Origin of the sequence: Marinicella gelatinilytica (genome assembly GCF_026410405.1) — a bacterium.
Lineage (GTDB): Bacteria > Pseudomonadota > Gammaproteobacteria > Xanthomonadales > Marinicellaceae > Marinicella > Marinicella gelatinilytica.
In genome coordinates, this window is sequence record NZ_JAPMLN010000008.1 from 53,842 (window position 1) to 65,821 (window position 11,980).

Annotated in this window: 16 protein-coding genes; 10 read left to right on the plus strand and 6 right to left on the minus strand. The window is 42.1% G+C overall.

What is annotated here, in order from left to right:
- Positions 1–30: 30 nt before the first annotated feature.
- The 3 genes from OS173_RS06770 to OS173_RS06780 are packed head-to-tail and all read left to right on the plus strand — an operon-like array spanning position 31 to position 3,906.
- The gene (locus OS173_RS06770) at positions 31–978 is read left to right on the plus strand and encodes an AAA family ATPase (RefSeq protein ID WP_267183516.1); all 948 of its coding nucleotides are present in this window, start codon (positions 31–33) and stop codon (positions 976–978) included.
- The gene (locus tag OS173_RS06775; RefSeq protein WP_267183517.1) at positions 971–1,906 is read left to right on the plus strand and encodes a DUF58 domain-containing protein; all 936 of its coding nucleotides are present in this window, start codon (positions 971–973) and stop codon (positions 1,904–1,906) included. Before OS173_RS06770 ends, OS173_RS06775 begins: the two co-directional genes overlap by 8 nt.
- Positions 1,907–1,953: 47 nt before the next feature.
- Complete coding sequence (locus OS173_RS06780; RefSeq protein WP_267183518.1) at positions 1,954–3,906, plus strand: transglutaminase family protein; 1,953 nt, start codon at positions 1,954–1,956, stop codon at positions 3,904–3,906.
- A 31-nt stretch (positions 3,907–3,937) separates the two neighbouring features.
- Here OS173_RS06780 and OS173_RS06785 read toward each other — a convergent pair whose 3' ends face one another.
- Positions 3,938–5,137, minus strand: coding sequence for an NnrS family protein (locus OS173_RS06785; RefSeq protein ID WP_267183519.1), 1,200 nt, complete (start codon positions 5,135–5,137; stop codon positions 3,938–3,940).
- A gap of 87 nt (positions 5,138–5,224) precedes the next feature.
- Here OS173_RS06785 and OS173_RS06790 point away from each other — a divergent pair, with 87 nt between their 5' ends.
- The 4 genes from OS173_RS06790 (at position 5,225) to OS173_RS06805 (ending at position 7,448) form a co-directional block, all read left to right on the plus strand.
- The gene (locus tag OS173_RS06790; RefSeq protein WP_267183520.1) at positions 5,225–6,157 is read left to right on the plus strand and encodes a DMT family transporter; all 933 of its coding nucleotides are present in this window, start codon (positions 5,225–5,227) and stop codon (positions 6,155–6,157) included.
- A 74-nt stretch (positions 6,158–6,231) separates the two neighbouring features.
- A complete protein-coding gene (locus OS173_RS06795) occupies positions 6,232–6,678 on the plus strand; it encodes a hemerythrin domain-containing protein (protein ID WP_267183521.1) in 447 nt (148 codons plus the stop codon).
- A 2-nt stretch (positions 6,679–6,680) separates the two neighbouring features.
- Positions 6,681–7,181, plus strand: a complete 501-nt coding sequence (locus tag OS173_RS06800; RefSeq protein ID WP_267183522.1) for an MgtC/SapB family protein — start codon at positions 6,681–6,683, stop codon at positions 7,179–7,181.
- A 66-nt stretch (positions 7,182–7,247) separates the two neighbouring features.
- On the plus strand, positions 7,248–7,448 hold the full coding sequence (locus tag OS173_RS06805) for a DUF3185 family protein (RefSeq protein WP_267183523.1): 201 nt from the start codon (positions 7,248–7,250) through the stop codon (positions 7,446–7,448).
- 65 nt (positions 7,449–7,513) lie between these two features.
- On the opposite strand, the gene OS173_RS06810 is transcribed toward OS173_RS06805, so the two are convergent.
- Both OS173_RS06810 and OS173_RS06815 read right to left on the minus strand, forming a co-directional pair.
- Positions 7,514–7,672, minus strand: a complete 159-nt coding sequence (locus OS173_RS06810; RefSeq protein ID WP_267183524.1) for a DUF1328 domain-containing protein — start codon at positions 7,670–7,672, stop codon at positions 7,514–7,516.
- A 68-nt stretch (positions 7,673–7,740) separates the two neighbouring features.
- On the minus strand, positions 7,741–8,352 hold the full coding sequence (locus OS173_RS06815) for a BON domain-containing protein (protein ID WP_267183525.1): 612 nt from the start codon (positions 8,350–8,352) through the stop codon (positions 7,741–7,743).
- 332 nt (positions 8,353–8,684) lie between these two features.
- Here OS173_RS06815 and OS173_RS06820 point away from each other — a divergent pair, with 332 nt between their 5' ends.
- The 3 genes from OS173_RS06820 to OS173_RS06830 all read left to right on the plus strand — a co-directional run bounded on the left by OS173_RS06820 (position 8,685) and on the right by OS173_RS06830 (position 11,049).
- The gene (locus OS173_RS06820; protein ID WP_267183526.1) at positions 8,685–9,587 is read left to right on the plus strand and encodes a DMT family transporter; all 903 of its coding nucleotides are present in this window, start codon (positions 8,685–8,687) and stop codon (positions 9,585–9,587) included.
- 2 nt (positions 9,588–9,589) lie between these two features.
- Complete coding sequence (locus OS173_RS06825) at positions 9,590–10,165, plus strand: uracil-DNA glycosylase family protein (protein WP_267183527.1); 576 nt, start codon at positions 9,590–9,592, stop codon at positions 10,163–10,165.
- A 113-nt stretch (positions 10,166–10,278) separates the two neighbouring features.
- On the plus strand, positions 10,279–11,049 hold the full coding sequence (locus OS173_RS06830; protein ID WP_267183528.1) for a hypothetical protein: 771 nt from the start codon (positions 10,279–10,281) through the stop codon (positions 11,047–11,049).
- Positions 11,050–11,052: 3 nt separating this feature from the next.
- Here the strand turns inward: OS173_RS06830 and OS173_RS06835 are convergent, their stop codons facing one another.
- The 3 genes from OS173_RS06835 to OS173_RS06845 all read right to left on the minus strand — a co-directional run bounded on the left by OS173_RS06835 (position 11,053) and on the right by OS173_RS06845 (position 11,905).
- Positions 11,053–11,325 (minus strand): LptM family lipoprotein, encoded by a 273-nt coding sequence (locus OS173_RS06835; RefSeq protein ID WP_267183529.1) that lies wholly within the window; start codon positions 11,323–11,325, stop codon positions 11,053–11,055.
- Between the two features lie 67 nt (positions 11,326–11,392).
- Entirely contained in the window at positions 11,393–11,578 is a 186-nt protein-coding gene (locus OS173_RS06840; protein ID WP_267183530.1) for a hypothetical protein, read from the minus strand.
- A 42-nt stretch (positions 11,579–11,620) separates the two neighbouring features.
- Entirely contained in the window at positions 11,621–11,905 is a 285-nt protein-coding gene (locus tag OS173_RS06845) for an addiction module antidote protein (RefSeq protein WP_267183531.1), read from the minus strand.
- Positions 11,906–11,980: the final 75 nt, after the last annotated feature.

Genomic DNA, 11,980 nt, shown 5'->3' on the forward strand with positions numbered 1-11,980 from the left:
AATATCCACTTGAATATTTAAGGAAAGTACATGAAAAAAAACCAACAAGCGTCGATGAAAACAAGCCGTCATAAACAACAAATTAGCGATATTGTCGATTGCGTTGGAGAACGGATATTAGATAAAGAAACAGCCATTAGACAGGTCATTGCTGCGCTATTGGCCGGCGGCCATGTGTTATTGGAAGATCGTCCGGGATTGGGTAAAACCACTTTAGCGGCGTCCATAGCGCAGGTATTTGGTTTAGACTATAACCGCATTCAACTGACTTCTGACATGATGCCCAGTGATGTTTTGGGGGTCAGTATTTACAATACTGAAACACAACAATTCAGTTATCACAAAGGCCCGATTTTTACACAGTTTTTATTGGCCGATGAACTTAATCGAGCCACACCGAAAACCCAGAGTGCTTTGTTGGAAGCAATGGCGGAAAGTCAGGTCAGTATGGATGGTAAAACCTATCCCATGGAAGACGTATTTTTTGTGATGGCCACTCAAAACCCGATTGATGATTCCGGAACCTATGCTTTGCCGCATTCACAATTGGATCGATTTTTAATCAGTTTAAGTTTAGGTTACCCCAATGAAGCCAGTGAGCGGCAGATATATTCTGCCGCTTATTTAAAATCAATGAAGCAATCCTTACCGGCACTTAGTAATGCTGAGCAATTATTAATATGGCAGCAAGCGGTGACAGAAGTACATGCCGCAGACGAGGTGTTGGACTATTTGCAGTGGTTGGTTACTCAAAGCCGTAAACATCCTCATATTCAACAGGGTTTATCGCCACGGGCAGGTTTGGGCTTGTTCCGAATGGCACAGAGCTTGGCTTTTATGGATGGTCGGGATTTCATCACACCGGATGATGTGACCAAAGGGTTTTATCCGGTTTGTCGCCATCGGTTATTAACGGATGACGGCCGTTTAGCTGATGAGTATATTGAAGACATGTTGGACAGTGCCAATCTTGTTTGACCGTATAAAACAGTACTTTATCAACCGCCGGGGGCCTGAGGTTTTACCGGTGACATTGCATTGGCGCCGGCTTTATGTGTTGCCGTCTAAACCGGGTATGTTCTTCTTTTTAATAGGTTCTACCATGATGTTGGCCGGCTTAAACTTTAATAACAACATGAGTTTAATGCTGGTGTTTTTATTGTTTGGTATGGCGCAGGTAATTTTGTATAAAACATTTTTTAACCTCAAGTCAGTGGTGGTTGAACAAGTGCATGCTAAATCTGTGTTTTTGGGTGAGTGTTATCAAATACGGCTGCAATTAGCCGCTGCCAGCGACCGTTATCAGATTCAAGTAGATATGGAAGACTCCACTGATATCACCAACATCACTGCCCAGACCGGGCAATGGCAATTAGAGGGGCAATCAAGACACCGTGGTTATCAATCAATACCTCGTTTAAAATTATTAACGCGCTACCCTTTGGGATTGGTGACTGTATGGGCGTATTGCCAACCGCAAGCGCAGGTGTTGATTTATCCACGACCGGAGCAACCGTGCCCGCCATTTCCAATTCATGGTGGTATAGACGGTCCCGATTCAACCGTGATTCAGGGTGATGAAATGGATGATTTAAAACAATATCAAAGCGGTGATCCGATTCGAGATATTGCATGGAAAAAATCCGCTCAAGGCCAGGGTATATTTGTTAAAAAATATCATTTAAAGCAAGGTAAAGAGCTTTTGTTTGATTTTCAACAACTGGCACAAGTTGATGTTGAGGCTCGTTTGTCACGGTTAACGGCCTGGGTTGTGGCCGCCGAAAAGCAACACACTAATTATCAGTTAAAACTGCCCAACTTCACCAGTGCGATGAGTCATGGTGAACGTCATTATCATGATTGTTTAAGTGCGTTGGCTTTATTCGGTCAAGGAGGTGCCTCATAGCCCGTATCCAATCTCAATTAAGCACCAAACAAGTTTTCTGGGTAAGTTTGGCTGTGGTGGTGGCGGTGCTGCCTCAAGTATATCGTTTGCCACTGTGGTTTGTGCCGATGATGACAGTGGTTGTGGCGTATCGATTTTATGTTCAAGTTAATCACATAAAAAAAGCCTATAACCTGGTGTTAATCATGGTGGCAGTGGCTGCATTGTTGTTGATAGTTTATAGCCAGGGTTTTGGTTTATCGAGAGAAATCAGTGTCACCATTTTAATCACCATGACCGTGTTGAAATTGTTGGAAACCTATAAAATGCGAGACGCGCTATTGGTGGTTATGCTGTGTTATTTTGTCGCTATGACTCGGTTTTTATATTCTCAGGATTTGGTTTTGGTGGCTTATTTATTGTTATCAGCCTGGGTGACTACCCATGCGCTGGCGGTGGTAAATTATCAACATGGTGATGCCTGGTTTGAAAGCGGTCATATTAAATCCAGTGTCGGCTGGTTGTTGTTGGCTTTACCCTTTGCGGTGTTGTTTTTCTTGGCATTTCCGCGTTTAGGTTCTCCGATTTGGGGTTCGCCTGATATTTTTGGTGAAGGTAAAACCGGTATTTCCGGTGAAATGAGTCCCGGTTCCATCATTGAGCTGTTTATGGATGATTCGCCGGCTTTTCGGGTGACATTTGAAGACGGCGAACAGCCTGATAATAACCAGCTTTATTGGCGAGGGCCGGTATTGACTGAATTTGATGGTCGTACTTGGTCGCAGTTTGACTTTAACCGACAACGCCGTGTGGTGGCTTTTGATCAACAAGCAAAACAGATAAGCTACCAAATTGAAATGGAACCCAATGGCCGTCGATTTATGTTTGGGTTGGATTACATTGTTCAATCGCCGACCGGCGCTTCCTTGTCTTCGGCATCGTCGTTAACTTCGATGACCGTAATCAACCAGCTTAAACATTATCAAGTCAAATCAGTGCTGAGTGACCGCTTATATCAGAATATGTCAAGCTACCAACGCAATCGCTTATTGGATTTTTCGGACAATCAAAATGTACAGACGCAGCTGTTAATCAGCCAATGGCAAGCAATCGATAGTTCGCCCTATGGCATAATCAACAAAGCCTTAGCGTGGTTTCAAACTGAAGGCTTTTTGTATTCCTACTCGCCACCGCCTTTGGACAGTGATGATGTGATTGATGAGTTTATCTATGATTCAAAACGGGGATTCTGCGAACATTTTGCCTCCAGTTTTGTGGTCATGATGCGTATGGCTGGTCTGCCTGCTCGGGTGGTAACCGGATATCAAGGGGGTGTCGATAATGGTGATTATTTATTAGTGAAACAATCCGATGCCCATGCTTGGGCGGAGGTTTATATTGATGAGCCGGATCACGAGTTGGGCGGCTATTGGCAAAGAGTTGATCCGACTTCAGTGGTTTCTCCTGAGCGATTATTCCAAGGCTCTGGAAATATTATTGAACAGCGACGAACCATCATGGATTTTCCTTGGTTACGTCAAGCCAGAGAAAATATGGATAAATATCGGTTTCGCTGGAACAAGTGGGTACGTGATTTTAATGTCAGCAAGCAACAAGCTTTATTTGACGCCATCGGTATTAAGCACCGAGAAGGTAAAGATTTGGCTATTATGCTGTTAACCATTCTCGGCTTAACCGGTGTCGTTATTTTTAGTTGGCTTTGGTGGCGATTAAGACCGCGTTATACAGACATACAACAATGGTACCTTCGTTTTATGCGTTTATTCAAAAAAGATCCAGAGATTTTTCAGATGCGACACCTGGGTTTCGAGGCTGTGGCACCGAAAATCATGACACGATATCCCTCATTAAGCGAGCCCATAGAGCAATTTAAACAAAGCTATCTGCGCATTCGTTATCGCAATGAACATCCAACAGCAGCGGACCAACGCCGCTTACAGCATTATTTCCAAGCCCTTAAAAAAGCCGTGAATAATGTCGATAAAGCCAGCTCAAAGTGATACAGATTTCGGCACTTATCTTGAGCAAGAATTAGCCTGGTTGACCATCCTCTCGGGGTTTAAACCATACGGGTATATAGCGAATAACAAACAATAAGAAAGCCAGAACCCACAGACCACCGGAAATCAACATGCCGTTAAAATGGCTCAATACACCCAGTAACGGTAAAATTGAACGGACAATCACCGATAACACCAATAGTCCAAAAATAGGGCCCAGTAATTTAGGCGGGTTATGGAGGTTACGACCACTGTGGCCGTAACTGACACGGGTCATCATGCCAACAGTAATTATACCTAAGCAACCGATGGTGAGTACATGTAAGGCCAAATAATAAAAGCCCGGTTTAAATATCATGGCGAACATCAGCCCAAAACCGATAATTAGCATTAAGTAGCCAATATGTAACACCCAGACCAGGGGCTTTAACCAAATTTGATGGTTATACCAGCCGTATAAACGGATACCATGAAGCACCATATTTATCAGGGTAAATCCGCCCCATAACCAAGTCATTTGTGGTGCTAAGCTTAAGGTAAGAATCCAGGCAATCATCATCGGCGGTATCATTAGTTCAATGTTGGCGTAACGTTTTGCCACATAGCGTTCGGGCACACCATTTTGACTGAACATCGGAAAAACACGACCTGCCATAACCACAATTAATAACAACACCCAATAAAACACAAAATTAGTTAGTGACCGCGCCCAACCATATTCACCGGATAAGATGGCGCCATGGACAGTGATATTAATGATGGCAAATAAACTCACCAAACCAATCATAAAATAATTACGCTTATTGCCTGCTTGAATTAACGGAATGGCAATCATAACGGCTAACATAATCAAATATAAACTATCCACAAAAGCCACCAGCCAACCGGGAATACTTGGAATAAAAGCCACTAAACGGCCCATAATCCAGATAAAACTTAATAGGGCCAAAGTCAGGGGTGTGGAAGTGGGTCGCCGGGTCCAGTTCACGATGGCCGTCAGTAAAAAACCGCCGATAACTGCCATGGTGTAGCCAAACACCATTTCATGTGCATGCCATAGATTTGGGGTGTAATAGGACAAGCCTGCAAACATAACACCGTGGTGCTGATATAAAAGCCATGCCAAAATCAGCGCAAAACCACCCAATCCGGCCAATAAAAACAATGACCGAAAACCCAAAGCAAACAAACCGTAATGAGAACGGGGTAAATCAGACTGTAAGTTTTTCATGACTGCATTATAGTACCGGTTAAAAAACGGTGTTTTGACTTGGGTCAAAAAAATGATTGAATCCATTGGCAAAGCTAACAATAATGGATGTTTTTTATTGGTCGTAATCCCATGGGTTTAAATCACTTAAGTCAACGACAAACAGCCGGGTTTGCCTTGTTGTTTGGTGCCGTATTAATCAGTACGTCCAGTGTTTGGGTCAAATTAGCCGATTTAGCACCGACAGTGAGTGGTTTTTATCGCATGGCGATTGGCGGTGGTTTGCTGATTGTTATCTGTGTCATGACCGGACGTTCACTTTGGCACAGTAGTGCTTATGCCTTTAAGCTGTTTTTGGCGGCTTTGTTTTTTGCTGTGGACTTATGGCTTTGGCATCGCAGTATCTTGTTTGTGGGTCCGGGTTTGGCCACGGTCTTAGGGAATTTTCAGGTGTTTTTTATGACCTTATTTGGTGTGGTGTTTCTGAGTGAGCGGGTGGGATGGCGATTCTTGACAGGTTTAGGCTTGGCGTTTTTGGGTTTGTTTTTACTGGTGGGTGTCGATTGGTCTAATTTTGATGCCGATTATCGAACCGGTGTTATTTACGGCTTATCAACAGCCTTGGCTTATACCGGATTTATGTTGGTAATGCGTCAATTACAGGGTATGAAAAGTACGTTATCACCGATGTCAAATTTAGGCGTTATGTCACTGATGTGTGCGGCTATATTGGCAGTGGTGGCTTTATTTGATGGTGATTCATTTGTAATACATGACAACCAAACCCTATTGTCCATGATTAGTTTAGGGGTGTTTTGTCAAGTTTTGGGGTGGGTCATTATTACCCGTTCCATGCCTTTGTTGGCGACTTCTCTGGTGGGTTTGATTTTGTTGTTACAACCCGCTTTATCAATGCTATGGGATATTGTGTTTTTTAGTCGTCCTACCTCAACTTTAGATATCATCGGTTTTGTGGCGGTTATGGCAGGTATTTATGTGGCCTCTGTGCGTCGAAAAAAAGCCATTAGAATGAACAGTTAAGACTTTGAATTAATGATGGTTTTTCGGGCTTAAGTGTTTTAAAATTATTGAGCACTTCAATCAGACAAAAACACATGAAAATTGAAAAAGCCATTGTTTTAGATCATGCCATTCAAAGAGATTTGTTTAAACAATTACTCGACACCAGCGGTGATTCAGATAACCGGCGTCAATTATTTGAGCAGGTCAAACATGAGTTAGCAATTCATGCGGATGCCGAAGAACGCTACTTTTATGTGCCCTTAATTAAGATTGATGCCACCCAAGATGATGCGCGTCATGGGATTGCTGAACACCATGAAATTGAAGAATTGGTGGAAAAAGTAGAAGAGGCTGATTTTGATTCTTCTGCTTGGCTAAAACATGCTAAAAATTTAGCCGGTAAAGTATTGCATCATTTAGATGAGGAAGAGCAGGATTATTTCCCCAAAGCAGATAAAGTACTGAGTGACGAGCAAGCCAGCGAATTGGGTGATCAGTATTTAAGTGCAATGAAAGAGGCCCGTAGAAACGAGGACTGATTATGCTTGATTTTTTGGGTATCAATGTTGAGCATTACATTGATTGGGGCGTTATTCTTAGACATTTATTTCTCATTGGTTTTGCGTTGGTTTTAACCATACCGGTGGCCATTAACCGTGAAGCCAATTCACATGGTGGTGGTGTTCGAACGTTTCCGCTGGTTGCCGTGGCCACCTGTTCCTACACGTTATTATGTTTAGATGTGATTGGAAACGAAGAAGCCATTGGAAAATTTATGGCCGGTATTGTTACCGGGATTGGTTTTATCGGTGGTGGTGCCATATTGAAATCGAAAGATGATTCTAAAGTATCTGGCTTAGCCAATGCGGCCAGTATCTGGAACACCGGAGCCATCGGTATGTCGGTTGCCTGGCAACGATTTGAAATAGCCATCATTATCGCGGTTATTAATTTTTTGATTTTACGGATTGGTTACAACGCCAAAAAAATTGTCAAAGACAGTGGTGGTTGTGAAGATGAGCAAGAAACCAAGCCCAAATAATGGGTCTTGTTATGTTAAGTGGTGAGCATTTGACATATTTTATTAACCTAAAAAGAGAGTAATGATATGAGTACAAATAAAATAATTGGTTTAGTGTTATTGGTTCTGGGCGCCGTGTTGGTATTTTTTGGATTGAATGCAACTGAAGCGCCTTTAGAAGAAGTATCAGAAGCTGTGACCGGACGTTATAGTGATCAGACCATGTACTATTTGATTGGTGGTGCTGTTTCTGCCGTGGTTGGGATTGTTTTGTTGTTAAAGAAATAAATTTACTTAACAGCAACAAAAAACCCCGCTATTGGCGGGGTTTTTTGTTAGGTAGTTAAATAGGGCTATCTAAAGAGATGACTCAGTACAGACAGTAACAATAGCACCAAGAAGATATAAAATATAATCTTAGCAATTCCGGCTGAAGCACCGGCAATACCACCAAATCCTAAAACACCTGCAATCAGTGCGATAATTAAAAAGACTAAAGCATAATATAACATAATAAATCCCTCGTATTCGTTAAATGCGCATGTGAGGCATATTGCCCCACATGCCGGTTAGTTTAAGTTTATGAGTCTTGTACGACTTTAAGTTGGTTGTCAACGCTGCGAACACCGTCAGTGTTTTCGGCAATTTTCTCAACCAAATCTTTTTCGGCTGAGCTGCTAACATTACCTTTTAAAGTAACTTTGCCATACATGGTATCAACATTAACCTTTAAGCCGGATGTTTCACCATTCCACAACAGTTTAGATTTAATGGCAGCTGTGGTGGTTGAATCATAATACCAGTTGCTGAAAGAGCGATTGGCATCATCATCCATCTCATCGTCATAATCGATGTTTTCAGGCTTTTCTACCACTAAATTGTTTTCAACCTTATTAACACCTTCAATGCCTTTGGCTATTTCACCAGCCAAGTCTTTATCAATCTCTGAGTTAACAGTTCCTGATAGTACAACAGTACGACCTTTAACATCTGTGTCAATTTCAAAATTATTTAAGTGACGGTTAACCAATAAAGCAGTTTCAACTTTACCATCTAACCACGCGTCTCTTAATTTATCATCAGCATCGTATTTTGAATTGTCAGCCATGACAAATGGGGTGACGGCCAATGATGCGGCTAAAATAGTCGTTCGTATGGCATTTCTTAACTTGTTTGTTTTATAATTTTTCATGATTGTAATCCTCATATTATTAATTAAGTTAAACCACATGCCGAATGACATGATGGTACCAATTATAAGGATGCCCCGTTAACGCAAAGTTACCGAAATGTTAAAAACAGGTTATTGTGCGGGTCTGTAAGTTGTTGAAATTAAAGTGTAAACCCAGTTATAGCAGGCGTTAAGGGCTTTTAGTGGCATGGTTATTTAGGCGCTATAAAAATCATAAATAGTGACTTGACTATGATAGTAATTATGCAAAATAACATCAAAACTGGTAACTGAAGGTGCTTTTGTTACAATGAAAGGCTTCCTTTTTAACTTGATTCTGAGCAATTAAATCCATGCAGCCACATAAGGTTAGTCATCATTTATTACGTGGTATTTTGCTGATGTTGGCTGCAGCATTGGCGTTTAGTGTCATGAATGTTTTGATTCGAGCCGCTTCCAGTCGACTGCATGCCTTCGAAATCGCCTTCTTCCGTAACTTGTTCGGGCTGTTGTTTATGCTGCCTTGGTTTATGAAATATGGTTTGACGGTGATCAAGACGGCTCGGTTGCCATTGTTTATGATACGGGCTGTATTGGGTTTGATTTCGATGCTGTGTTTTTTCTGGGGGTTAACTGTTTTACCTTTGGCAAAAGCTGTGGCTTTGGGCTTTACCGTGCCGCTATTTGTTACCATTGGTGCTGCGCTCGTATTGAAAGAGGATGTTCATATGCGTCGCTGGCTGGCTGTTATTATTGGCTTTATCGGTACCCTTATCATATTAAGGCCCACAGTTGATGGCGATTTAGTGCCTTCACTGGTGGTCATCTTATCCGCGGTCACCATGGCCATCTCCGTGTTGATTATTAAAAACCTGTCGCGGACCGAGCGACCTAACACCATTGTTATTTTTATGGTTTTGTTAATGACGCCCTTGTCATTCCCGGTGGCACTGACGGTTTGGCAGTGGCCGGATGCCTGGACTTGGTTTTTACTCATTTTATTGGGCTTTAGTGGCAGTCTGGGGCATTTATTGTTTACCCATGCCATTCGCAGTAGCGAAGTGTCTTTGGTGATGCCGTTTGATTTTGCCCGATTACCCTTCGTGATTGTGTTGGCTTGGCTATTTTTTGATGAGTCGGTTGATCGATGGACCTTAATCGGTGCTGCGATTGTGTTTGCTTCAGGTGCTTATATTGCGCATCGTGAAGCACAGTTAAACCGCCGCCGTGCCAGGGTTTTGAAAGCAGCCAGTTAATCATGGATAATTTATTAGATCAAATTCGTCAATGTCGCGTCTGCGAACAATATTTACCATTGGAACCCCGTCCGGTGGTGCAAGCCTCCAGTGGTAGTCGCCTTTTAATTATCGGCCAAGCACCGGGCACCAAAGTCCATGAAACAGGAATACCATGGAATGACCCAAGTGGTGATGAATTGCGTCGCTGGCTAAATATTGGACGGGATTTATTTTATAACCCAGAAGTCATTGCCATTGCCCCCATGGGTTTTTGTTATCCCGGTCGCGGACGATCCGGCGATTTGCCGCCCAGGCCTGAATGCGCACCCTTGTGGCATCGGCCTTTGTTCAATCTCATGCCGAAAATAGAGCTTACTTTATTAATCGGCCAGTACGCACAAAATTATTATTTAAAAAACAAACCCAAAACCCTGACTGAAACAGTTCGCAATCGCCACGATTTTTTACCGAAGTATTTTCCGTTACCGCACCCATCACCCCGCAACCGCTATTGGCGCATGCAAAATCCGTGGTTTGAGTCAGATGTTATTCCTGAACTCAGAGAATGCGTCAAGGCGTGTCGCATAAGAGACTGAGCCAAGTAGATGTTACTGCTTTAACCAAGCGCGCATCTTATAATAATGCTGTAAACGCCATTTACCCGACTTGTAGGGCGTTCAATTAAATCACTACTAAACAGGAGAATCTGATGAGACTAAACTTTTCAGTCAGCACGCTAAGCAGACCGCAACCGCAAAGCACTGACATCAATTCTGAATTAATCAATTTAATTCAAAACCACCAACAGGCGGCTCAATTAAGCAATGTACAGCTCGCAACTAAGTTAGGCTATAAAAACATCAATAAAACCATGCGAAACTTACGCGATTTTAAGCAAACCGGTGAAATTGCTGATAGCTATTTGCATAAAATTGGCGAAATCCTGAATATTGATTTTGATGAAATAAGACAAGTTCAAGCCCGGTATCTGAGAGATAAGTTTTCTGATAGGACATTGTTTATTCAGCACTTTGATCAGATTTGGGCTCACAGAGCATTGATCATTGGAGATGCGAGTTATGCCAATATCAGTTTTCCGGGTATATACCTCAGTGTCGCGTATTTAGGCGCCCCAGGATATAACATTGGCATTTTATTGCAGCATTATATGAACGGCCATTGGCGGGCCGATAATGTATGTTGTGATCGGGTGTATATCATCGCTGCCGGCGGCAGTCCTTTATCCGGCAACAACAGCTGCCATGGTTTTTGTCGACGATGTCGCAGTCAAAAGTCTTTTAAGGTACCGGCTTTCGGAATCATGCTAAAGGCTCATAAAGAATTAAAGCCTGCTTGTCAGCAGCGTGAAACAGACAAAACCATGGCTGATTTATTGCATGATTTCCAATCTTATAAATACCGAAACGTAAAAAGCGATTTAACTGGAATCAGTTCAATCGCTTTGACGGGCAAAAAATAAAAATTATAAGTCGTCTAATTCAGCCAACAACTCATCAACCGCTTCACAAGCCGGTTCAAGGTTATCCTGGTCAACATTTTGTAGATTGTTTAACTTTTGCGTGTAAGCGGCAATGGACATTAATTTACCCATGTCTCCGGATTGCATAATTTCCTGCATTTTTTCGCTGACTTCTTCAAGCTTATCTTTAAGCACTTCCTCAGAACACGATTGGCCACAGCCATTAAGCAAAAATAAAGTGCCTAACATTAAACTGGTCAGTATAATTTTTTTCATACGGTCTCTCTCTTTGATTGAATGATCTTATTGTAGCTGATTGGAAAGTTGACTGGGTTGTATTAATTCATGATTTAACTGAATTGAGGTATTGGTCGCAATTTGTGTAATGAATTTGTTGGCGTGTGTTCAGGGTGGTGTTATGTGCTTTAAACCGATTTTGCGGGCACAACGGCGCATCAGTCACCCCGCAGGTTTTTTCTTTTTTGAGCTCACTGAGCATTTCTTTGGCGATGCTACGGTCTTTGATCATGAATAAGTATTTGAGGTGTAACTACATGGTTGGTTCCAATTCTTATTTTGCAACCACATTTAATTTCAAACCTAATTCATTAAGTACTTTGGTGAGGGTGCTGTAACGTGGGTTGCCTTGTTCGCTCAATGAACGGTATAAACTTTCACGAGCCAAGCCTGTTTTTTTAGACATTTGGCCGATACCGCCTAAAGAGTCAATGACTTCACAAATGGCCAATAGTAGTAATTCGTCATCTTGCTCTTCCATAACCACCTGAATATAGGCCGCACGATCTTCATTCGTTTTAAGGTAGTCGCTTGTTTTATAGGGTTTTGTTTTGATCATTGGATTCTCTCCAATATTCTTTAGTTTGGAAACTATCCGAAAATCGTTTATTTTTAATTGTGATACCAAAAAGTG

Bases quoted from the DNA above. Each gene is read 5' to 3' on its own strand.
- OS173_RS06770 (WP_267183516.1), top strand. From the start codon at position 31: ATGAAAAAAAACCAACAAGCGTCGATGAAAACAAGCCGTCATAAACAA.
- OS173_RS06785 (WP_267183519.1), bottom strand. From the start codon at position 5,137: ATGAAAAACTTACAGTCTGATTTACCCCGTTCTCATTACGGTTTGTTT.
- OS173_RS06790 (WP_267183520.1), top strand. From the start codon at position 5,225: ATGTTTTTTATTGGTCGTAATCCCATGGGTTTAAATCACTTAAGTCAA.
- OS173_RS06795 (WP_267183521.1), top strand. From the start codon at position 6,232: ATGAAAATTGAAAAAGCCATTGTTTTAGATCATGCCATTCAAAGAGAT.
- OS173_RS06800 (WP_267183522.1), top strand. From the start codon at position 6,681: ATGCTTGATTTTTTGGGTATCAATGTTGAGCATTACATTGATTGGGGC.
- OS173_RS06805 (WP_267183523.1), top strand. From the start codon at position 7,248: ATGAGTACAAATAAAATAATTGGTTTAGTGTTATTGGTTCTGGGCGCC.
- OS173_RS06810 (WP_267183524.1), bottom strand. From the start codon at position 7,672: ATGTTATATTATGCTTTAGTCTTTTTAATTATCGCACTGATTGCAGGT.
- OS173_RS06815 (WP_267183525.1), bottom strand. From the start codon at position 8,352: ATGAAAAATTATAAAACAAACAAGTTAAGAAATGCCATACGAACGACT.
- OS173_RS06820 (WP_267183526.1), top strand. From the start codon at position 8,685: ATGCAGCCACATAAGGTTAGTCATCATTTATTACGTGGTATTTTGCTG.
- OS173_RS06825 (WP_267183527.1), top strand. From the start codon at position 9,590: ATGGATAATTTATTAGATCAAATTCGTCAATGTCGCGTCTGCGAACAA.
- OS173_RS06830 (WP_267183528.1), top strand. From the start codon at position 10,279: ATGAGACTAAACTTTTCAGTCAGCACGCTAAGCAGACCGCAACCGCAA.
- OS173_RS06835 (WP_267183529.1), bottom strand. From the start codon at position 11,325: ATGAAAAAAATTATACTGACCAGTTTAATGTTAGGCACTTTATTTTTG.
- OS173_RS06840 (WP_267183530.1), bottom strand. From the start codon at position 11,578: ATGATCAAAGACCGTAGCATCGCCAAAGAAATGCTCAGTGAGCTCAAA.
- OS173_RS06845 (WP_267183531.1), bottom strand. From the start codon at position 11,905: ATGATCAAAACAAAACCCTATAAAACAAGCGACTACCTTAAAACGAAT.